The sequence below is a fragment of the Sodaliphilus pleomorphus genome (assembly GCF_009676955.1).
GTDB classification, from domain to species: Bacteria; Bacteroidota; Bacteroidia; order Bacteroidales; family Muribaculaceae; genus Sodaliphilus; species Sodaliphilus pleomorphus.
Genome location: NZ_CP045696.1, coordinates 2,307,025 through 2,326,758 on the forward strand (window position 1 = coordinate 2,307,025; position 19,734 = coordinate 2,326,758).

20 protein-coding genes are annotated in these 19,734 nt (G+C 59.0%); 6 read left to right on the forward strand and 14 right to left on the reverse strand.

Features of this window, described 5'->3' with window-relative positions; translation table 11 throughout:
* Positions 1-15 precede the first annotated feature (15 nt).
* Positions 16-1,332: a UDP-glucose dehydrogenase family protein gene (locus GF423_RS09470; protein ID WP_154328126.1), complete on the reverse strand. Its 1,317-nt coding sequence runs from the start codon at positions 1,330-1,332 to the stop codon at positions 16-18.
* A gap of 175 nt (positions 1,333-1,507) precedes the next feature.
* On the opposite strand from GF423_RS09470, the gene GF423_RS09475 reads away from it, so the two are divergent.
* Both GF423_RS09475 and GF423_RS09480 read left to right on the forward strand, forming a co-directional pair.
* Positions 1,508-2,374 (forward strand): CE1 family esterase, encoded by an 867-nt coding sequence (locus tag GF423_RS09475; protein ID WP_154328127.1) that lies wholly within the window; start codon positions 1,508-1,510, stop codon positions 2,372-2,374.
* A 260-nt stretch (positions 2,375-2,634) separates the two neighbouring features.
* A complete protein-coding gene (locus GF423_RS09480; protein ID WP_154328128.1) occupies positions 2,635-3,555 on the forward strand; it encodes a ribonuclease Z in 921 nt (306 codons plus the stop codon).
* A 149-nt stretch (positions 3,556-3,704) separates the two neighbouring features.
* Here the strand turns inward: GF423_RS09480 and GF423_RS09485 are convergent, their stop codons facing one another.
* The 13 genes from GF423_RS09485 to GF423_RS09545 form a co-directional block, all read right to left on the reverse strand.
* The gene (locus GF423_RS09485; RefSeq protein ID WP_154328129.1) at positions 3,705-5,135 is read right to left on the reverse strand and encodes a hypothetical protein; all 1,431 of its coding nucleotides are present in this window, start codon (positions 5,133-5,135) and stop codon (positions 3,705-3,707) included.
* 167 nt (positions 5,136-5,302) lie between these two features.
* Entirely contained in the window at positions 5,303-5,851 is a 549-nt protein-coding gene (locus GF423_RS09490; RefSeq protein WP_154328130.1) for an RsmD family RNA methyltransferase, read from the reverse strand.
* Complete coding sequence (locus GF423_RS09495; RefSeq protein WP_206113215.1) at positions 5,842-6,675, reverse strand: DUF3822 family protein; 834 nt, start codon at positions 6,673-6,675, stop codon at positions 5,842-5,844. Before GF423_RS09495 ends, GF423_RS09490 begins: the two co-directional genes overlap by 10 nt.
* Positions 6,676-6,726: 51 nt before the next feature.
* Complete coding sequence (locus tag GF423_RS09500) at positions 6,727-8,388, reverse strand: putative transporter (RefSeq protein ID WP_154328132.1); 1,662 nt, start codon at positions 8,386-8,388, stop codon at positions 6,727-6,729.
* A gap of 154 nt (positions 8,389-8,542) precedes the next feature.
* Positions 8,543-8,872 (reverse strand): hypothetical protein, encoded by a 330-nt coding sequence (locus tag GF423_RS09505; RefSeq protein WP_154328133.1) that lies wholly within the window; start codon positions 8,870-8,872, stop codon positions 8,543-8,545.
* Positions 8,873-8,889: 17 nt separating this feature from the next.
* Positions 8,890-11,124: an alpha-N-acetylglucosaminidase gene (locus GF423_RS09510; protein WP_154328134.1), complete on the reverse strand. Its 2,235-nt coding sequence runs from the start codon at positions 11,122-11,124 to the stop codon at positions 8,890-8,892.
* Positions 11,121-12,260, reverse strand: coding sequence for a glycerate kinase family protein (locus GF423_RS09515; protein WP_154328135.1), 1,140 nt, complete (start codon positions 12,258-12,260; stop codon positions 11,121-11,123). The genes GF423_RS09510 and GF423_RS09515 overlap by 4 nt, the downstream gene beginning before the upstream one ends.
* Positions 12,261-12,361: 101 nt before the next feature.
* The gene (locus tag GF423_RS09520) at positions 12,362-13,270 is read right to left on the reverse strand and encodes a Cbp1 family collagen-binding glycoprotein adhesin (RefSeq protein ID WP_154328136.1); all 909 of its coding nucleotides are present in this window, start codon (positions 13,268-13,270) and stop codon (positions 12,362-12,364) included.
* Positions 13,267-14,013: a 16S rRNA (cytidine(1402)-2'-O)-methyltransferase gene (rsmI, locus tag GF423_RS09525; protein WP_154328137.1), complete on the reverse strand. Its 747-nt coding sequence runs from the start codon at positions 14,011-14,013 to the stop codon at positions 13,267-13,269. Before rsmI ends, GF423_RS09520 begins: the two co-directional genes overlap by 4 nt.
* A 79-nt stretch (positions 14,014-14,092) precedes the next feature.
* Positions 14,093-14,818, reverse strand: a complete 726-nt coding sequence (locus GF423_RS09530) for a DUF8457 domain-containing protein (RefSeq protein ID WP_154328138.1) — start codon at positions 14,816-14,818, stop codon at positions 14,093-14,095.
* Between the two features lie 124 nt (positions 14,819-14,942).
* Positions 14,943-16,364, reverse strand: a complete 1,422-nt coding sequence (dacB, locus tag GF423_RS09535) for a D-alanyl-D-alanine carboxypeptidase/D-alanyl-D-alanine endopeptidase (RefSeq protein WP_154328139.1) — start codon at positions 16,362-16,364, stop codon at positions 14,943-14,945.
* A gap of 49 nt (positions 16,365-16,413) precedes the next feature.
* Complete coding sequence (locus GF423_RS09540; protein ID WP_154328140.1) at positions 16,414-17,043, reverse strand: HD family phosphohydrolase; 630 nt, start codon at positions 17,041-17,043, stop codon at positions 16,414-16,416.
* A 2-nt stretch (positions 17,044-17,045) separates the two neighbouring features.
* A complete protein-coding gene (locus tag GF423_RS09545) occupies positions 17,046-17,384 on the reverse strand; it encodes a hypothetical protein (RefSeq protein ID WP_154328141.1) in 339 nt (112 codons plus the stop codon).
* Positions 17,385-17,536: 152 nt separating this feature from the next.
* On the opposite strand from GF423_RS09545, the gene GF423_RS09550 reads away from it, so the two are divergent.
* The 4 genes from GF423_RS09550 to GF423_RS09565 all read left to right on the forward strand — a co-directional run bounded on the left by GF423_RS09550 (position 17,537) and on the right by GF423_RS09565 (position 19,706).
* Positions 17,537-17,770 carry a hypothetical protein gene (locus GF423_RS09550; protein ID WP_154328142.1) on the forward strand — a complete coding sequence of 78 codons (234 nt, stop codon included), beginning with the start codon at positions 17,537-17,539 and terminating at the stop codon, positions 17,768-17,770.
* A 121-nt stretch (positions 17,771-17,891) separates the two neighbouring features.
* Positions 17,892-18,782: a DUF6249 domain-containing protein gene (locus GF423_RS09555; protein WP_154328143.1), complete on the forward strand. Its 891-nt coding sequence runs from the start codon at positions 17,892-17,894 to the stop codon at positions 18,780-18,782.
* 23 nt (positions 18,783-18,805) lie between these two features.
* Complete coding sequence (locus tag GF423_RS09560) at positions 18,806-19,360, forward strand: RNA polymerase sigma factor (RefSeq protein WP_235911833.1); 555 nt, start codon at positions 18,806-18,808, stop codon at positions 19,358-19,360.
* 4 nt (positions 19,361-19,364) lie between these two features.
* Positions 19,365-19,706 carry a hypothetical protein gene (locus GF423_RS09565; RefSeq protein WP_154328144.1) on the forward strand — a complete coding sequence of 114 codons (342 nt, stop codon included), beginning with the start codon at positions 19,365-19,367 and terminating at the stop codon, positions 19,704-19,706.
* The last annotated feature ends 28 nt before the right edge of the window (positions 19,707-19,734 follow it).

Here is a 19,734-nt window from a genome sequence, read left to right on the forward strand (position 1 = left end):
CGCTCACTTGGGGCCTCAGCGCCCTATGCAGTGGTACTCAAAGCCCATGGACTCGAGCTCGCGGGCGTCGTAGATGTTGCGCCCGTCGATCACCAGCGGGTTGTGCATGAGCTGCTTCACCTTGTCCCAGGCCGGGATGTGGAACTGGCGCCACTCGGTGTGCAGGATCAGGGCATCGGCGCCTTTCACAGCGTCGTACATGTCCTCGCCGCAGTATATGTCGTTCCAGCGCAACTTGGCAATGTTCATCGTCACCGGGTCGTAGACGCGTATGTTGCAGCCAGCCTTGGTGAGCTCGTTGAGCGTCACAATGGCCGGGCCCTCGCTCATGTCGTCGGTTTCGGGCTTGAACGAGAGGCCCCACAGGGCCACGGTCTTGCCCTCGAGCTCGCCGTTGAAGCACTTCGACAGCTTTTCAAAGAGGATGCGCTTCTGGCAGTTGTTCACCTCGTCGACGGCCCGCAGCACGTCCATGCTGAAGTCGTTCACGTCGGCAATGTTTATCATGTCTTTGATGTCTTGCGAGAAGAGGGTGCCGCCGTAGCCGCAGCCCGGATAGATGTATTTGGGCCCGATGCGGCTGTCGGTGCCCACGCCGGTGCGCACCACATTGGCATCGGCGCCCACGATCTCGCACAGGTTGGCAATCTCGTTCATGAGGCTGATGCGTGCTGCCAGCATCGATGTGGCGGCATATTTTATCATCTCGGCTGTGCGGGTGTCGGTGAAGATCACGCGGTTGTTGTGCAGCAATATGGGCCGGTAGAGCCTGGTGAGCACTTCGCGGGCCTTCTCGGTCTCGACGCCTATGATGATGCGGTCGGGGTGCATGAAGTTTTTGATGGCATTGCCCTCGGTCAGGAAGTCGGGGTTGGCAGCCACGTCAAATTGCACGTCGCCCTTGACGCCGCGTGCTTGCAATTCCTCGTCGATGATGTCTTTGAGCTGCTGCGAGGTGCCCACGGGCGCGGTGGTCTTGAGCACGAGCACCGAGTAGTTGTTCAAGTGGCGGGCAAAGGTGCGGGCAATGTCGATCACAGGCTTGAGGTTGGTGCTGCCGTCGCGGTCGAGCTTGGGGTCGATGGCGCAAAACACCACATCGGCATTGTCGAAGGCCCCCTCGTAGTCAGCTTGAAAGGTGAGGCGATTGGCGTTGACGTTGCGTGTGACCATGGCCTCGAGGCCTGGCTCATAGATGGGAATGTCGCCATACACGAGACGGTTGATTTTCTGGCCGTCGGGGTCGACGCATTTCACGTTCACGCCCAACTCGGCAAAGCAAGTCCCGGTCACAAGACCTGAATAACCTGTTCCAACTATTGTAATGTTCATGATTAAAAAACGTTTAGAGGGTTCACACTTGTTTTTCAATATAAGTATAGATTGTGCCCGCTCGCTTGGCTCAGGGGCATTCTCTATGGCAAATATACTATTTTTTCTTTTATCAGTACCAACCTTTGTGCTAAAATAACTATCTTTATCATCTAAAAACGAAATGAAACCCGAAATGAAGCATTTTTTAGCGATTGTTGCCCTTATGCTTGCCTCGACGCCCCTGGCGGCTCAGCGCTATGTGACCGACTCGGTGCGGGTCAACGGCCATTACCGTGCCTTCACGCTTTATCTGCCTGCCGGCCTGCCCGCAGGTGCGCCGCTGGTGTGGTGCATGCACGGCTACCGCAAGACTGTGGCCAAGCCCTCCTATTTCGACCTCGACGCCGTGGCCGACCGCGAGAAGTTTGCCGTGTGCTATCCTGCCGGCATCTACGACAGCAGCGGCCACTATGGCTTCAATGTGCACTATCCCAAGCAGGCCTCGCTCACCAACGATGAGGTGAGCGATCAGTGCAAGCTCGCCCGCTGGGTGCAGAAGCGCTACCGGCTGAGCACGGTCAACACCTTTGCCACGGGCATGAGCAACGGCGGCGACATGTGCTACTTGCTGGCCTACCGCGGGCAAGACGTGTTCAGCGCCCTGGCGCCCGTGTCGGGCATTACCATGGCATGGATCTACGAGGGCTACCAGGCGCCCAAGCCTGTGCCCATATACGAAATACACGGCACTGCCGACAAAACCAGCCGCTGGGACGGCGACATGGCCAACAAGGGCGGCTGGGGCGCCTATTTGCCCCTGGAGCTTTCGATGGCCTACTGGATTGCGCGCAACCGCTGCACCGTGGTCGAGAAGCCCGACACGATTGCTGGCAAGAATCCTGCCAACGGCCACTATGTGGTGCGCCACCGCTTCACCGGCGGCACGGGCGGTTGCCAGGTGTGGGTCGACGAGGTGGTGGGAGCGACACACAGCTGGCACTCCCGCGACATGGACACCGGCGAGGCCATTTGGGCCTTTTTCAAGCAGTACTTGAAGTGACTGGGTATAAAAAACATGTACGGACGTTTCACAACGTCCGTACATTATTAACCTTAAAAATCTAATCCTATGAAAAAACTTGTTGCAAAGGTAACGGACTGCTTTGAATGTTCCAAATGTATAACATGAAATATTGATAAATATGATTTTGAATTGTTAAAATGCTGATGTTTTAGGTGTTATGGACCAGTTTGTTTCGCATTTGGAAATATATTCTTTTTTGTTCTTAGACCTTTTGCTTGATATTTTTTTTGATTGAGATGACAAAGTTTGAACTAAATATTTTGGGCTGCGGGTCGGCCACATCATCGCTCATGCACTTGCCCTCGTGCCAGGTGCTCAACGTGCGCGACAACCTGTATATGATCGACTGCGGCGAGGGCGCCCAACTCGAGATGCGGCGCATGAAATTGAAATTTTCGCGCTTGAACCACATCTTCATCAGCCACCTGCACGGCGACCACTGCTTCGGGCTGCCCGGGCTGCTGTCGACACTTGCCTTGCTGGGCAAGACGGGCTCGATTACCATCCACATTTTCCAGGACGGGGCTGTGCAGTTTCAAGGCTTGCTCAACTTTTTTTGCCGCAACATGCCCTATGAGCTCAAGTGGCACATCATCACGCCGCACAAGGCGGTCATCTACGAGGACGACGCTTTCACGGTCACGGCTTTCCCCCTGCGCCACCGCATTCCGGCTGTGGGGTTCCGCTTCGACGAGAAGCCCAAGCTGCGCCACATCGTTGCCGATCAGGTGAAGCGCTACGGCGTGCCGCTCTATTTCATGAACAGCCTGCGCCAGGGGCGCGACTACGTGACCCCTGCCGGCGAGGTGATACCCAATGCCGCGCTCACTACCCCTGCCGACCCCTGCATCTCCTATGCCTATTGCAGCGACACGGCCTATAGCAAGCGTGTGGTGAATGCCGTGCGCGGCGTCGACTGGCTCTATCACGAGTCGACCTATGGCGACGACTGCGCCCGCCAGGCCAAGCAGCGCTTCCACAGCACGGCACGCGTTGCCGCCACTGTGGCTCAGGAAGCAGGCGTGCGGCACCTCATACTGGGCCACTACAGCAAGCGCTACACCGACGATACCGTGCTCTTGCAGCAGGCTCGCGAGGTGTTTCCCGCCACGATACTCTCGACCGAGGGCATGACCATCGACCTCAACCAGGTGTAGGGGGGAAAGGCTTGCCCCCTCTCATGTGCTGCCTGAAGGCGCACAAAAAAGCGGCGCTGCTTTTCTTCCAGTCGGGAAGTGCAGCGCCGTTGCTCTATTTTTGTGTATTACGCTTGTGCGTCGCGATGGCGGCACAGAGGCCGTGGGGCTCAATAGCCGAATGAGATGGCTGTGAAAAAGCGCCCGTTGGTGAAGTTCTGGCTCAGTGTCACATAGCCGCGGCCGTCACCGCCCAGCCAGGTCACTTGAGGATAGCTGCCGCTCACCACCTGCACCGGCCTGCCATAGGCATCGCACAACGAGCGGTATAGCCGGTTGTAGCGATAGGGGTCGCTATAGGTGGTGTAGTAGCTGAATTGCGCATAGTTGAGCCCTGTTACAGGGTCGTAGTTGAGCATCACGCCCGGCCACCTGTAGCCGTAGAGGTCGACATCGTTGAGATAGATCACGTTGTTGTAGTAGCCGCCTATGTTGTAGCCGTTGTAGTACAGGAAGTTGAGCGATGCGTCATAGGCTGTGCCGAAGTAGAGCCCTATGATGCCGTCGATGATGGGGCAGCCCGAGAGTGGCGTGAACCCAACGGGTATCACGGGGCGACGATACCACCACATGCTGTGGTGCCAAGGCCGCGGAGCCGGACGCCAGGGCCGTGCCCATCCATGGGAATAGCGCACAAACATGTGGTCGCGCCTCCCGTCGCGCGGACGGTAACCGTGGTGATACCGGTAGCGGTCATAGTATCCGTGGCCGTGGTTGCCGTAGTTGTTGCCAGGCCGGTTGTGGTTGCCGTAGTTGTCGCCCGGACGCTTGCCGGGGCGGTTGTGATCGCCGTAGTTGTCGCCAGGCCGCTTTCCGGGGCGGTTGTGGTCGCCGTAGTTGTCGCCAGGCCGCTTGCCGGGGCGGTTGTGATCGCCGTAGTTGTCGCCAGGCCGACCATTGGGGCGGTTGTTGCTGTTGCCGAAGCCGGGATAGCGGCTGCGCATGTCGCCGCCGTTGCTCCTGCCGGTGTTCACGCCGTGGTCGATGCCGCTGTGCACCTCCCGGTTGCCCGCGTTGGTGTAGTTGCCAGGGCGGTTGTTGCTGTTGTCGAAGCCGGGATAGCGGCTGCGCATGTCGCCGCCGTTGCTCCTGCCGGTGTTCACGCCGTGGTCGATGCCGCTGTGCACCTCCCGGTTGCGGTTGCCCGCGTTGGTGTAGTTGCCAGGGCGGTTGTTGCTGTTGCCGAAGCCGGGATAGCGGCTGCGCATGTCGCCGCCGTTGCTCCTGCCGTTGCTCACACCGTGGTCGATGCCGCTGTGCACCTCCCGGTTGTGGTTGCCCGCCACTGGAGTGTAGCCATTGCTCACCATGGGCCGTTGTTGCCTGCCTTCGCCGCCAGTGGTGATCGATGGCCTGCGGCCTGCATTGTTGCTTGCTGCCGGGCGTGATATGGAGGCGCGGTTGTCGGCGGCCGACTCGCGGCGGTCTTGGCCTCTCATGCCGCTCACGCGTTGCGGTTGTGCCCAGGCGGGAGTGGCTGTCAATAGTCCGCCCGCGAGCAATGCCATGCTGCATATCGAAGTAATGATCAATCGTTTCATATCGCTGGGTGTTTAAATGTTAATCGTATTGTTTAGTATATCTCTCTCGTTTTTATTTTCGTTTCTTTGACCCCAAAAAAGGGGTTAAGTTTAATGCCACACTGTTCACATTTTGCCCAAAAGGCTTCTTGTGTCGACCAGTGGGGCGAAAAATGCCGATGAGTGTGCTACTCGGCGGGGACGTCGATTTTGAAGATGGAGAAGTTCACCTTGCCATAGGCGCGGTGCTGGAAGAAGTGGGGCAGGGCCGAGAAGTCGTAGGCTTTACTATGCTCGACGACGACGATGGTGCCTGGCTTGAGCATGTGCGACTCCAGGATGAGGCGGGGCACAAGGGCAAAGTTGGGCAAGTCGTAGGGTGGGTCGGCAAAGATGATGTCGTACTGCTGCCTGCACGTGGCCACATACTTGAATGCGTCGCCTTTCACCTGCAGCAGGTTGTGCTCGTGCAGCAAGGCCTTCACCTTGGCAATGAAGTTGTATTGCACGGTGGCTTTCTCCACGCTGGTCACGCTGGCACAGCCTCTTGAGAGAAACTCAAAGCTCATGGCGCCTGTGCCCGAAAACAGGTCGAGAGCGGTGAGCCCCTCAAAGTCGACCCAGTTGCCCAGCACGTTGAAGATGTTCTCCCGGGCCATGTCGGTCGTGGGCCGGGCCGTGATGTTGCCTGGCACCTGGAAGCGGCGGCGGCCATATTTTCCGGCAATTATTCGCATAGGGCAAGCAGTATTAATTTCAACGGCGCCTTCATGGCGTCCTGTCCTATCTTGAGGGCTTGTGCCGGGAAAATGGGCGGCATCACATAGCTCACATACTTGCGCAGTGTGGCTGTGGCGGCGCTGGTCAGGTCACGGTCGCCGGCGATGAGCAACTCGTCGCGCTGCTGGTCGAGCCCGAAGGTCTTCCAGGCGTGCAAGGCATAGTACACGGCATCGTCTGCGGCCTTGAGCGGGTAGCTGTTGGCCATCACGAGCTGCTTGTTGCGTGTGATGAGCATGTCGGCACAACCGTCGTTCAGGTTCAGGTGCACACAAGCGACCTCGCGATTGTCGTCCTGGCGGCGGTAGTGCTCGCACAGCGGGTAGAGGTGGTGCACCACCGGGGGCATGTTGAAGGTGCGCTGCAAGAAGCCTGTCACGCCCTGCGGCGTGTCGCAGGCAATGCCCACCTGGCACCGCGGCAGCCGGCAGAACACGAGGTCGCCCTCGCGGTTGGGAAAGGCGGCGTCGAGGGCGTCGAGGGCACAGGTCTCGTCGTCATAGGCAGGCGGAAGCACCACAAATTGCATCGAGTCGACAATCACCCGCACCTGCTTGTAGTCGTCGAGCAACACGGGATTGTCGTAGACGGCATTCTCCAGAGCTTTCAAGTAGGAACCCGCACTCAGGTCGAGGGCAATGTCGCCTGCGATGAGCGAGTTGTCCTGATCCACGTCGTAGAACATGTAGCGCAGCCTGCCTGGGCACAGCTCAAGCAGCAGTGTCCAGTACTCGGGATGCTCGATGTGGATGTCGCTGGTCGTGTTAGAGAGATTGCTCATTGTGTGTAGATGCTCTGTTTTTACTATTGCAGGTGCAAATTTACTCATTTTTCACAGGAATGCAAGCAGAATGAGCTGGGCCAGGATGACCCTTACAAACATGCACAGGGGGTAGACCGTGGTATAGGCCACCGAGGCACGGTCGCTCTTGAGCGAGTCGAGGGCATAGTCGAGGGCCATGGGATTGGCCATGGCACCGCACAGCATGCCGCATATGGTGCCAAAGTCGATCTTCATGAGTTTCAAGGCCATAATGCCCACAATGAGCACGGGGATGACCGTGAGCAGGAAGCCCGAGAGTATCCACGTGAGGCCCTCGGGGCGCATCACTGTGGCAAAGAAGTCGCGGCCCGAGTCGAGCCCCAGGCAGGCCAGGTACATCGAGAGCCCCAGCGAGCGCATCATCAAGTTGGCGCTCTGCGTGGTGTAGGTCACCATGTGCAACCGCGGCCCGTAGGCGCCCATTAAGATGCCTATGATGATGGGGCCGCCAGCCAGTCCCAGCCTCACCGGCGTGCCTATGCCAGGTATGGCTATGGGGATGAGCCCCACCAGCAGGCCTATGGTGAGGCCTATGAATATCGATATCAGGTTGGGCTCGTCGAGATCCTTCACGGCGTTGCCCAGTATCTTCTCCACGTTGGCAATCGAGGCCTCCTCGCCCACCACGGTGATGCGGTCGCCCAGCAGGATGTGAAGGTCGGGGGTGGCAAGCAGGCGCATGCCGTTGCGGAAGATGCGCGTCACGTTCACCCCGAAGTGGTTGCGCAGCTTGAGGTCGCCCAGCCGCTTTCCGTTCATGTTGGGCCTGGTCACAAGTATGCGGCGCGACACCAGCTTGCTGTCGATGGCGTTCCAGTCGATGTCGTCCTTGTTGAAGTCGGTTTTCTCTTGCTCGCCAAAGAGCACTTGCATCGTCGCGCTCGAGTCGTCGTTGGTGATCACCAGCAGGCGGTCGCCCTCGTTGAGCACCGTGTCGCTCGAGGGTATCGACACCTTGCCGCCGCGCCACAGCCGCGAGATGATGAATTGCGCACCCGAGATGCTGGCCAGCTCGCCCACCTTCTTGCCGAAGATGCCGGGATTCTCAACATGATAGGCGGCAATATAGGTCTGGTCGTGCTGCTCCTGGCCGCTGGTCACGATGTCGCTCTTGTGCACCACGGTCTTGTGCATGAACAGTATGGCCAGTATCACACCCACCACGCCCAGCGGGTAGGTGAGGGCGCAGCCCAGGGCGGCGCCGCTCGTGGGCTGGTGCAGCTGGGCCAGCGTCTGCTGCGCGGCACCCAGGGCAGGCGTGTTGGTCGTGGCGCCGCACATGATGCCTATGGCGTCGGTGAGCTTCACATGAAACATCGCGGGCATGGCTATGGTGAACGCCGTGCCCAGCAGCACAACCAGCAGCGCCAGCATGGTGAGCGACACCCCGCTCTTGCGCAGCGAGCTGAAGAAGCCCGGACCCACTTGCACGCCCAGGGCGTAGACAAAGATCGCCAGCCCGAAGTCCTCGGCATAGAGCAGCACCTGCCCGTCGATCGACAAGCCCAGGTGACCCAGCAAGATGCCCGTGAAAAACACGAAGGTGACACCCAGCGAGATGCCCAGTATCTTCACCTTGCCCAGTGCCAGGCCACAGGCGCATATCATCGAGAGGATGATCACAGCCTGCAGGGCAGAGTGTTGAGACAATATGTCGAGAATCCATTCCATGTCTTTGCGTGGGCAAAGTTACTATATTTTGCTCGATTTCCCAATTTCCCCCGGTTAATCTATAGTGATTGTGCGGCACAGGCGCTGCCCTGAAACAAGGAGAGGAGGCTAAGTTATACTCGCCTCCTCTCCTTCTTAATAGTGCAAGCAAGACTTACTTGATTACCTTTTTCTTGTTGTTGATCAGGTAGATGCCTGGGTCAAGCCCGTCGAGATTGCTGGCATTGAGCCTCACTGCGCGCCCGTCGATGGTGTAGACGTCATAGGGGGCGCCGTCGTGGTTGGCATCAACATCTACAACGCTGGTTGTGACAATTGTCACCTCGTTGGAGTAGGGCGACTCGCTGCCGTCGGCGTAGACGGCCGTGACTTTGTAGGTGTGGGCCTTGTCGCTGCTATTGTCATCGTCCCAGGTTGTAACTGTGCCGGTATGGGCCACAATCTTGCCGTCGCGATAGATGTTGAGAAAGAGTTGTTGGTTCATTGCTCGGCTGTGCGCTTTTATTTTTTGTTGCTTGCGGTAGCTGTGTGGGCTTGGATGAAGGCGGCGAGCTCGGTGCGGTATTTCTTGAGGAGCATGCGCGAGAGGGCGAGCACGTCGTGGGGGTAGTCCATGCCCTCGTCGTGCGGGGTGCCGGGTTCGCACCAGGCCAGCTGGAAGCGTTCCAAGCGCTGGTTGAAGCCTTTCTCGTCGAAGGGGCGGCCTGCACGTGCTGCCTGCATGGCCTCGTCGATGTAGGCCTGCCAGCAGGGCAGGTAGTAGTCGCGCACCAGTCCGCTCCAGCCGCGGCAGGCATAGCCGTTGAGGTCGCCGCCCCAGGTGGTGATGATGCGGCGGGCGTTCATCTCGTAGTAGTCGCTTGTGGCCTTGTCGGTGCCCATGGCGCGTGCCTGGCGCACCCAGGCATCGAGGGTGCAGTGGGGCTCTTGGGCGTTGAGGCAGTCGATGTCGCCCAGCAGGCTCAGCATCTCGTTGCCGTACTCGTGCATGGCCACGGTGTCGCGGGCGGCAAGTGCCTTGTCGAAGAGGAGTTTCTCGTAGCCGAACAGGTCGCCCAGCAGCTGGCGGCCGGTCCACACCATGTCGATGCGCATGGCATCGGTCACCACGCTGTCTTGGGCGGCCAGGGCTTGCCAGGCCTGGGTCAGCAGGGCGGGATCGTAGCGCATGGCCGAGCGGTGTCCCAGCTTGCCCAGCACGGGATTGGTGGTGGCGGCGGTGCCATATCTGGTGCCGGCCGGGAAGGTGAGCACGTGGTTGTAGAGCAGGTCCCAAGCCTTGCGGGCCTGTGGCGAGCGGTAGCCGGCATGGCGGTCGGCCACGTCGCTGGCCACCTGGGCGTCGCCTGCGGGGCTTGTCCATGCCTTGTCGAAGATGTACTCAAAGGGGAACTGCTGCACGTCGAGGCCTTCGAGAGTTGAGCCTATGCCCTTGAGGTTGCGTCCGCCCTCGCGCAGGGCTTGCTCCAGGCGCTCGCCTGCCTGCTTGACGTTGCCGTGCAGCACGGTGTTGCCGCCGAAGTTGCCCAGGTAGCACCATATGTAGGGCTGGCCGTAGAACTTGTCGTGCATGCGCCACACCTCGGTGCGCTCGGCAAAGTAGTCGAGCATGGTCATCTTGCCCTGGGGCACGCCGGTGAGCATGGCCCGGGTGCGCTCGGGGGTGAAGTCTTTGCGCTGGTAGTAGAGAAACCACCCCATTTGCAGCCATTGAGCCTTCTTGTCGACGGCCTTGAGCGACTCGTAGATGTGCCGCGACACCTGGTTGAGGTAGCCGGGCTCGAGGCTGGGCGGCGCCACCTCGTTGAAGAGGTCGACGCCATAGATGTGGTCGGTGCCGAAGAGGCGCGATTGCTCTTGCAGAAACATCTTCTGGATTTTGGCATAGAGCGGGTCCTCGCTGTTGAGGAAGTAGGTGCGGTACTGGTCGGCAAAGCCGTCCCACTGGCCCAGGTGCTTGATGTCGGCATTGGGATACAGTGTCTTGAGCTCGCGCGGCACGTGGCCTGCAAAGGCGGGAAGCACGGGGCGCATGCCCAGTGCGCGCTCACGTGCCAGTATGAGCTTTTGCAGGGCTGTCTGGCCCTCGAGCCACTGCTTGGGCAGGGGCCCGCACCAGCCGTCGATGTTCGACATGCGGTGCCAGGGCAGGTAGACGGGGCCGGTGAAGTAGCTGCGCACTTGCTCATCGGTCATGCCCAGACGGGTCCACACGTTGTACCACACGCTTTCCTGGCCGGTGATGGCCAGCGGCATGTTGACACCGTTGAGGGCCATCCAGTCGATGAAGCGCTCCCAGTCTTTCCATTGCCAGAAGGGCATCGAGTAGCCGAAGGTGCAGTAGTTCAGAAAAAATCGCTGTGGCACGCGGGCTGTCGAGGTGTGGGCCACTGCAACGTCGGGCAGCGTGGCGGGCAGCTCGACGGGCACGTCGGCATACCACGACACGGTGGTGAGGCAGTATTTCTTGAGATAGTAGTTTAGGCCAACGGCCATCGAGTTGGCATTGTTGCCGGTGATGACGACCTTGCCGTCTTTGCCCTCGATACCGAAGGCGTCGTTGTTGCCGTTGAGCAGCAACTGCCTGAACACCACTTTGCCGGCCAGTCGCGGCGACAGGCGCCGGGCCAGTGCCTGGGCTTGCTGCACGTCGCCGCCGGCCTGTGCGGTCGGGGGTGTAATGATTGAAATCGCAAGGAGGAGAAGAAGAAGGTGGGCGAAGTTGATTTTTTTCATATCGTTAGTTTTAGTAGTTTCATGACTTGCGCTACCGTGCGCTCCACATTGCGCAGGCAGGTGTCGCGGTCGATGGCCTGTGCCAGTGTTGTGGGTCCGGCAACGATGGGCAGCACGGCGTCGAAGCCCAGTGTGTCGACATCGAAGCCCGTGTCGAGCGTGCCGCACAGGGCCACTACTGGCGTGCCTTGCCTGTGGCCGGCCTTGAGCACTGCGGCGGGAGTTTTCCCCATGGCCGTCTGGGCGTCGATGCGGCCCTCGCCCGTGATGATGAGGCTGGCACCTTTTATCTTCTCGTCAAATTTCAGGAAGTCGAGCACGGCTTGGGCTCCAGGCAGCATCTCGCAGTCGAGCCACGCCATCATGCCTGCCCCTGTCCCGCCTGCCGCCCCTGCTCCTGGCCGGCTTGCCGTGCCTGCTGGCATGAGCCGCGCCAGGTTGCGTGCACCGGCTTCGAGTAGCTCCACCTGCCGGGGGGTGGCACCCTTCTGCGGAGCAAAGGTGCAGGCGGCTCCCTCGGGACCGAGCAGTGGGTTGTCGACGTCGGCAAAGATGGTGAAGCGCGTGTGCCTCACCTGGGCGGGCACCTTGCTGCTGTCGATGCTATCGATGCTCGCCAGCCCGGCTCCGCACGGTGCCACGCTGTGGCCTTGGGCATCGAGAAAGTCGAAGCCCAGCGCCGAGAGCAGTCCTGTGGCACAGTCGGTCGTGGCGCTGCCGCCCAAGCCCACCACGATGTGGCGGCACCCCTCCTGCATGATGGCGTGGGCGATCATCATGCCAGTGCCGCGTGTCGAGGCCTGCATCACGTTGCGTTGTGCTCGCGGCACCAGCGTGAGGCCGCTTGCCGCCGAGAGCTCCATCACAGCTGTGTGGCTTGTCTCGTCGACGATGTATTGCGCCTCGACCGGCGGCAGCCCGGGCAGCGGCGCGCACACCCTCACCGTTTGGGTGCGGGCTTGCGGCAGCGACGAGGCAATGGCCTCGACAGTGCCCTCGCCGCCGTCGGCCACAGGCAGCGCCGTCACATGTGCTCCAGGCACCGTCCGGGCTATGCCCTGCTGTGCAGCTTGGGCAATCTCGCGTGATGTGGCCGAGCCCTTGAACTTGTCGAATGCCAGTATGATCTTGCACATGGTTGTTGCGTGTAGCTTGATTGCATTGCAACAACGGGGCGCGGCATGAAGCCTGCCCCGTTGCCGATGATAGTTGGGTTATGCTAAAGCGTTTTTTCGTTCTACTTGATTTTCACCACCAGGTAGTTGGAGAGCTCCCAGAAACGGCTGGGGTTGGTGATTTTGAGCACCTTCTGGCCACCTTCGTCCTCAATCACATAGCTGCCGCTCGGGTGGCGCGACATGATTTCGGCCTTCTTGCTGTGCAGTGCAATGCGGTTGAGCGTGCGCTTGTCGGCCTTGGTGAAATAGGATTGCGTGAAGTCGCCTTCCATCACCCTGGTCTTCTTCAAGAAACCTGTCTCGATGATTTTCTGGCGTTTGAGCTCTTTTTTGGACCCTACTACATAGTAGCACACGTTCATCTCGTTCACCAGGTTGTTGGCCCGCTGGGTCTCTTCTTGTGCCCTGGCCGAGGCGCTGTTGTAGGCCGAGGTCACGTGGGCGTTTTCGGTGTTGAGCGAGTCGACCTTGGTGTTCAAGTTCTTGATGGTCACGTGGGCGGCTTGCAACTGTGCCGTGAGGCTGTTGATGATCGACTCCTGGTGGTCGAGTTGCTGCTTGAGGCTGGCAATCTGCTTCTTCATGGCGTCGCTGTAGTTGGTCGATTGCTTCAACCGTTTTTCAAGCTGGGCCACGCGTTGCTTCTGCTCGACGATGCCTTGCTGTATGGCAAGGATGTTGTTGCGCAATTGGATTTTTTTGTCGGGCGAGTCGCTGTTGAGGTTCTCGACGCTCATTTGGTTTTGCATGTCGAGAATTTGGTTCATACCGTCGCTCACCTCCATCATGAGGGCTGCAAGCGTGTCTTTTTCGGCACGTATTGTTGCCAGCGAGTCGGTCAAGGCCAGGTTGTCGATAGAGTCTTGGTTGACTTTGGCGACCTCGGCCTTGTCCTTCTTGCACGACGACATAGAGGCTATGCCGGCCATCACCACAAGTGCGGCGACAAAATATAAAATCTTTCTCATATTGTTGAATTATTTATGTTGTTCTTGTTTTTAAACTTGGCGTACTTGTCGACTTTTACAGCCGCCTGGGGCTCGTGACCGGCCACCACCAGCACAATCTCGCCCCGTGGGGCGTTGGTCTCGTAGTACTGGGCCAGTTGCTCGAGCGTGCCGTTGCGGGTGCTGTTGTGCAGCTTTGAAATCTCACGGCTCACCGAGGCCTGGCGGTCGGGGCCGAAAGCCTCGGCCAGCTGCTTGAGGGTCTTGGCCAGGCGCAAGGGCGACTCGTAGAATATCATGGTGCGTTGCTCGCTGGCAAGGGCTGCAAGCCGCGTGGCGCGTCCTTTCTTGGGCGGCAGGAAGCCCTCGAAGGCAAAACGCTCGCAGGGCAGGCCCGAGTTGACCAGCGCCGGCACAAATGCCGTGGCTCCGGGCAGTGTCTCGACCTCGATGTCGTGACGGCGACACTCGCGCACCAGCAGGAAGCCCGGGTCGCTGATGCCCGGCGTGCCGGCATCGGTCACCAGTGCCATCACGGCGCCTGCCTGCAGCTCGTGCACGAGTCCGGGCAGGGTTTCGTGCTCGTTAAACTTGTGGTGGCTGCGCATGGGCGTGTTGATGCCGAAGTGCTTCATCAGCACTCCGCTTGTGCGGGTATCCTCGGCAAGAATCAACTGTGCCTCGCGCAATGTGTTGATTGCCCGAGGCGTCATGTCGTCGAGATTCCCCACGGGGGTAGGCACTATGTATAATTTCCCTGACATTGCTGAGAGTGTGTGTGTGATATAATATGTGATGAGTGTGGCTCGAGCACAAGCGCTTGCATGCCCTTGTGGCGGCGGTCTACAAGAAGTGCTTCTTCACGATGCTCATGAAGTCTTGCACTTCTTCGTTGTCCTTGTCCCAACCCAGGTCGCCGTAGAAGTAGTCGGTAGCCTCGTCGTAGCTTTTCATCGACTGCACCATGTCGAGTGCATCGTTGAGGTCGAGTTCGCTGTTGCCGAAGAGCTCGCGCTTGAAGCGGTAACGGTCGTTGAGCGAGAGGGCCTTGCGCATGTTCTTCGACAAGTTGCGCTGCAGTTGCTCGTCGAGGCGCACAGGGTTCTCCTCCTCATCCTCCTCCTCATCGTCATCTATATCTATGTCGTTGTCGCTGTTCTCGCCGCCAGTCATGTCGATATTTGCAGGAGTGAAGGCGGGTGGCGTGGGCTCGTCGTCGTCGTTGTCGGCAACTGGGGCGGGATGCTGCTCGGCCACGGGCTCGGCGGGCATGTGCTGGGGCTCAACATAGGCTATGCCCGACCCGAAAATCTCGCCTGGCTCCTCGCCGTTGTCGTGCTGCCAAGTTTCGTCGGGGTCATAGTCGTTGCAGGGCAGGTCGTTGCCACTTGTGGCTTGGTCGGCCGCGCCTGGCGTGAGCTGCTGTGCTGCCGTGTCGATGGCCCGGGCTTTGTCCTTGATGAGGTCGACCACCTTTCCGGGGGTTGCCTCACCTTTCTTTTCGGCCAGGAGCAGCAAGCCCTCAAGCTCATAAACTCTCGACAATAATTGAGCATAAGAAGCATCCATAGCGATAGTGTTTTGTCGTTTACATTTTAATGTGTAATGCAAACATAGATAAAATTATCGACTTTACAGCTCAAAAAATAGGTATTTTTTGTGAATAAATGTATTTTTTCTTCGAGGCGCTTGTTCAGTGCATGTCGCCAAAGATGCCGATAAGCATGTTGTCGATCTTGTTTTTCAGTGCGGCGCGGCTGCAGTTCCAGTTGTTGATGAGCACGGCCCACGAGTAGCGAGGATTGCTGGCCGGGTAGTAGCCCACATAGCATTGCACCTGGGTCATGCTGCCCGACTTGAGCACGATGCCAGTGCTCAACGAGGTGGCTGGCAGGAGCTTGCCTATGCGCTTGCCGGCTTTGGGCATGAGCTGGTGCAGGCAGGTACCCTCGACAGGGTGGGTGGCCATGTAGTCGAGCATTTTCACAAAGAAGCGGGCCGAGTTTTTGTTGGCTCGGGCCAGGCCGCTGCCGTCGTACTGGAACTTGGCGCCAGTGTCGAGCCCGCTGGCTTGCCACAGGCTGTCGACCACCTCCACGCCCTGGCTGGCGGTGGGGCGGCGGCCGCTGTGCAGTGCTATGGCGCGCAGCAGGGCCTCGGTCCACATGTTGTCGCTGCGGTCGAGCAGCGAGCTCACGATGGAGGCGAGCTTGGGCGACTTGTGCATGACGAGCAGGGTGGTGTCGCAGTGCTTCGTCTTGCCGGCGGCGCCAGGCTTGAGCTTGAACTTGATGCCTTGGTTGGAGAGGGCGCGCTGCAGGCTGTCGGTGAGCATGGCTGCCGGGGTGGGGCAGGCCACGAGAATGTCGTAGTCGCGTGCGGCTGCCTCGCCAGCCAGCACGACAGCCGGGTTGCCGGTGTCGAGATACAGGCTCAGCGCGTCGTTGCTGCCCCCGGGATCCAGGCGGTTGACGATGCCCACCCCGGGTGCCGGGGGCTCAAAGCGTGCTTGCGCGATTGTGCCGTTGCCTGTGCCAGTGAACTTGAGATGGGTGCGGTTGTCGCTGTAGTTGATGCCGTGCACGCCCATGCCATAGTCGGTGCTCAGGTCGCCGCAGTCCCACCAGCCGTTGTAGCCCGGAAAGGGGATGAGCGTGTCGACGGCCACGATTTGGCCGGTTACTTTCTTGATGCCCCGCTGTTGCAGGGCACTGGTGATTTCGCCCACGATGTCGGGGGTGGCGGGGCAGTAGGCCGAGCCCAGCGTGGGGTCGCCGCTGCCCTTGATCACAATGTCGCCCTTAAACTTGTTGCCTTTGGTCTCGCCCACAAGATACACGGGTGTGTGAAAGGTGTAGCTGGGCGAGAGCAGCAAGAGGGCTGTGGCCGAGGTCACCGTCTTCATGGTCGATGCCGTGATGCATGCCAGGTTGATATTGTGGCTGGCCACGATGGTGTCGGCTGCAATATCGGCCACGGCGATGCTCATCGAGGCGTGCTCCAGGGCCGAGTCGCTGGCCAGGGCGTCGATAGCTTGCTGTGCGCCCGGCGTGGTGATGGCCCACGAGGCGATGGCGGTGAGCACTGCTGCAATAGTAGTTGCAATTTTCTTCATCAGTCTCCTGTGTGTGAATGTTGCCTCGCACGATGCCGGCGGGCTATGGTTACAATTCCTCTTGCTCGTTGGTGCCCCACTCCAGCAGGTTGGCGGCAATGCCGTCGGCCAGGTTCACGAGCGAGCACAAGGGGTACTTGTTGCGGGCGGTATTGATGTTGTTGCGGGCCTCTGGGTTCTGAAAGGCGAGGTCCCAGGCGGTCATGTGCCAGCGTATGGCCAGCATCTCGTCGTCGTGAATGTCGAAGCCGCTGCGCAACACCACAATGGCGCTTTTCTCGCCGTGGCCCATGGGGAAATTGCTGTAGTCCACGTCATAGCCCTTCACGTCTTTCCAGTTGCCAAACTGGTCTTTGCGGCGTTTCACCACTTTCTGGTACACGTCGGCCTTGCACACGTCGTGCAGCAATGTGGCCACAATCACGCTGTCCTCGAGCAGCAGGCCCTTGAGCTCGGGCTTCATCGCTATCATCTTCTCGCGCAAGAAGAGGCCTGCCTTGCAGGTGTTGAGCGAGTGCACTACCAGGCCGCCGTCGCTGTCGAGATGGAAGCGGGTGCTTGCCGGGGCGTCGTAGAAGCCCAGGTTCTCAAGGTCCTCGATCAAGTAGTCGGTGCCCTCGCGGTTCACTTGGCGCAGCAGGGCGTTGAATTCTTCTTTGTTGGCTTGGATATCAATCATGACTATTTTTGTTTGTTGTTTTTTTTACACAAGTAGCCCCGCCAGGCGTAGTGCCGCCTGTGCTTGAGGTAGTCGAGCTCGCCCTGGTGGGCATAGGCTTCCCGCTCAAACGACACGCTGGCATAGGCATTGCCCCACATCGTGAGCCGCACCGCCCACTCCACGAGATAGAGCAGGTAGAAGGGCAGATAGCCCAGCTCTCGCATCTGCGCCGTGTGTATGCGCTCGTGGTTGAGCAGCTTGCGCGTGAGCCGCACCCCGGGGTGCACCACCAGCACGCCCAGCAGGTTGATGGCGTTGTAACCAGGAAACGGGATGTAGCGGTTGCGTAGTACTATCATTAGGTTTCGGCTGCCGACCCGCTATGTGCGCGGGGCTAACGGTTGCAAAGGTAGTGAAATATTTTTATTTTTCTCGCCTGCGGCAGCCCTTAGGTTTCGTGCAATTGTAGTACCTTTGTTGTCGGCCCCCAGGGTGTAAAATTTCAATGCACATGATCGATCAAGAGCAAATCAACAAGAAAGTGCAGGGCAAGAGGCTGCGCAACAGGTGGAGCTTTACCATATTTGTGCTGCTGGTGCTTGCCTGTTTCATCATCCACCACTACCAGGGCAGGCACGCAGCCCCAAGCGCGGCTGGCAAAGTGCGGCAAGAGCAACCTGTGGCAACGGGCAACACGCTGCCAGGCACTACCGCTCCGGCTACTGCCAACAGGCCTGCGCGATGATGACGGCCCACCAAAAAAAAGAAAAAAACAGGTAGCCGGTGCAACCTTTTGCTGCACTGGCTGCGTCTAATGCATGAAAACGTGATTTCAGAACAACAACTGTAAAAAATACATTCTCAACATGAACAAAGTCATAGTCACATTACTCCTCCTCCTCACAGCCTCGGTCGTGACGCCTGCCTGGAGCAGCAAGACCAGTGTGAGCATGAAAGGCGATACCACCACAGTCATCGAGGACGGCGACACCACGCGGGTGGTGGGCGGTATCAACATTGGTAAAATCATCGAACGCGCTCTTGGCGACACCCTCGTGTCGACGGCCGATTCTGCCGAAGACGCCGATGGTGCCGCCGATGATGCCGCAGCCTACGACAATCGGGAAGCCAACATGCGTGCGCGCCAAGCCATGATGCAGGAAATGGTGCAAAACATAGTGACGTGCACCGTGGTTGGCGTGATTTTCATCATCTTCTTTTCGCTGCTGTTCTATTACTTGCACCGCAAGGCCAAATACCGCATGATGGAGAAGGCTATCGAAAACAACTACCCCTTGCCTGGCACACCCATGATGGGACGGCAGGCCCCCGTTCAGTCACAGCCTGTAGCTCAGCCGCAATCTCAGTCTCAATCTCAGTCGCAGTCGGCAGCCCCCCAGCCCCCGGTTGCAGGCTTGGCCAACCTGGGCTTCAACAACGTGCAGCCCTACCTCGACTGGAGGTCGTTCCATCGCAGCTTCATGCTCATCGCCGTGGGTGTGGCCCTCATGCTCTTCTTTGCCGCGGCTGGCTCTATCGAGATGGTGGCATTGATGTCGATACTGGTGTTGATAGGTGCTGCACAGGCCCTGATCAACTACCAGCAGCAGAAGCAGGTGATAGCTCGCCAGCTGTGGCAGCAGCAACACGGCCAGCAGCCGGCTGCACAGCCTCAGCAACCGCCAGTGTTCAAGCCGCACAACAACCCTGAGCCTGCCAATAACGACACTCAAGCCGGCGAGCAACCTCAACAGTGAAATGTGATAGCCATCGTTGTGCAATGTTGAGCAAACTCGAAGAACTGAAACTGATTTCCCAATGCGTGCTGGTCGATGACCGGCGCGCCTTTGGGAAACTCGTCGAGGCCTATCAGCCTCGCTTGCGCAAGTTCCTGCTCAATCTCACCGCCGGCGACGTGATGCTCACCGACGACCTGGCCCAGGAAACCTTTGTCAAGGCCTATGTGAGCATTCGCTCTTTCAAGGGCATCTCGAGCTTTGGCACCTGGCTCTACCGCATAGCCTACAACGAGTTCTACAACGAGAAGCGCCGGCGCCACGAGGACTCGCTGCCCGACACGGCCGAGACTTGCATGGAACCCACCTCAGCGCACCAGGATGCCACCGAGGCGCAACTCACGGTGATGCGCGCCATGCAGTCGCTCAACGATGTGGAGCGCACGGCCGTGACTCTCTTCTACATCGAGGACCAGCCCATCAAGAAAATTGCCCTCATCATGCACATGCCCGAGGGCAGCGTCAAGTCGAGCCTGCACAGGGCCAAGGAGAAGATGAGAAAGACTATAAATTTTGAAAACAACTATAATTTCGTATAGCAATATGATGAAGAAAAACAGGCCTACTGCCGAAGACGAGAAACTGGCCCGACTGCTCAAGCGCAGCAGCCAGCAAGCACAGGACAACGAGTGGTTTACCGCCCGTGTCATGAACCGCTTGCCCCCTAAGCAGCACAAGCCCTGCCGCTGGGTGGGCAATGTGCTCTATCTTGTTGCCATTCTGGTGTGTGCCGGGTGCTGGTGCTGGGTGATCATGCGCAGCGACTTCGAGGTCATTACCGTGCGCGACATTGTGAATTTCATCATCTTGATTGTGATCTCGCTTGCCCTGCTCTTCAGCACGGTGTGGCACATCATGAATGCCGACTCGCCGGGCGCGTTGTAGCAACAATTTGCCGGCTTCTTGCGTCTAT

Bases quoted from the DNA above. Each gene is read 5' to 3' on its own strand.
- rsmI (WP_154328137.1), bottom strand. From the start codon at position 14,013: ATGTCAGGGAAATTATACATAGTGCCTACCCCCGTGGGGAATCTCGAC.
- GF423_RS09495 (WP_206113215.1), bottom strand. From the start codon at position 6,675: ATGAGCAATCTCTCTAACACGACCAGCGACATCCACATCGAGCATCCC.
- GF423_RS09520 (WP_154328136.1), bottom strand. From the start codon at position 13,270: ATGAGAAAGATTTTATATTTTGTCGCCGCACTTGTGGTGATGGCCGGC.
- dacB (WP_154328139.1), bottom strand. From the start codon at position 16,364: ATGAAGAAAATTGCAACTACTATTGCAGCAGTGCTCACCGCCATCGCC.
- GF423_RS09545 (WP_154328141.1), bottom strand. From the start codon at position 17,384: ATGATAGTACTACGCAACCGCTACATCCCGTTTCCTGGTTACAACGCC.
- GF423_RS09485 (WP_154328129.1), bottom strand. From the start codon at position 5,135: ATGAAACGATTGATCATTACTTCGATATGCAGCATGGCATTGCTCGCG.
- GF423_RS09550 (WP_154328142.1), top strand. From the start codon at position 17,537: ATGATCGATCAAGAGCAAATCAACAAGAAAGTGCAGGGCAAGAGGCTG.
- GF423_RS09565 (WP_154328144.1), top strand. From the start codon at position 19,365: ATGATGAAGAAAAACAGGCCTACTGCCGAAGACGAGAAACTGGCCCGA.
- GF423_RS09530 (WP_154328138.1), bottom strand. From the start codon at position 14,818: ATGGATGCTTCTTATGCTCAATTATTGTCGAGAGTTTATGAGCTTGAG.
- GF423_RS09475 (WP_154328127.1), top strand. From the start codon at position 1,508: ATGAAGCATTTTTTAGCGATTGTTGCCCTTATGCTTGCCTCGACGCCC.
- GF423_RS09555 (WP_154328143.1), top strand. From the start codon at position 17,892: ATGAACAAAGTCATAGTCACATTACTCCTCCTCCTCACAGCCTCGGTC.
- GF423_RS09480 (WP_154328128.1), top strand. From the start codon at position 2,635: ATGACAAAGTTTGAACTAAATATTTTGGGCTGCGGGTCGGCCACATCA.
- GF423_RS09515 (WP_154328135.1), bottom strand. From the start codon at position 12,260: ATGTGCAAGATCATACTGGCATTCGACAAGTTCAAGGGCTCGGCCACA.
- GF423_RS09500 (WP_154328132.1), bottom strand. From the start codon at position 8,388: ATGGAATGGATTCTCGACATATTGTCTCAACACTCTGCCCTGCAGGCT.
- GF423_RS09470 (WP_154328126.1), bottom strand. From the start codon at position 1,332: ATGAACATTACAATAGTTGGAACAGGTTATTCAGGTCTTGTGACCGGG.
- GF423_RS09505 (WP_154328133.1), bottom strand. From the start codon at position 8,872: ATGAACCAACAACTCTTTCTCAACATCTATCGCGACGGCAAGATTGTG.
- GF423_RS09510 (WP_154328134.1), bottom strand. From the start codon at position 11,124: ATGAAAAAAATCAACTTCGCCCACCTTCTTCTTCTCCTCCTTGCGATT.
- GF423_RS09540 (WP_154328140.1), bottom strand. From the start codon at position 17,043: ATGATTGATATCCAAGCCAACAAAGAAGAATTCAACGCCCTGCTGCGC.
- GF423_RS09490 (WP_154328130.1), bottom strand. From the start codon at position 5,851: ATGCGAATAATTGCCGGAAAATATGGCCGCCGCCGCTTCCAGGTGCCA.
- GF423_RS09560 (WP_235911833.1), top strand. From the start codon at position 18,806: ATGTTGAGCAAACTCGAAGAACTGAAACTGATTTCCCAATGCGTGCTG.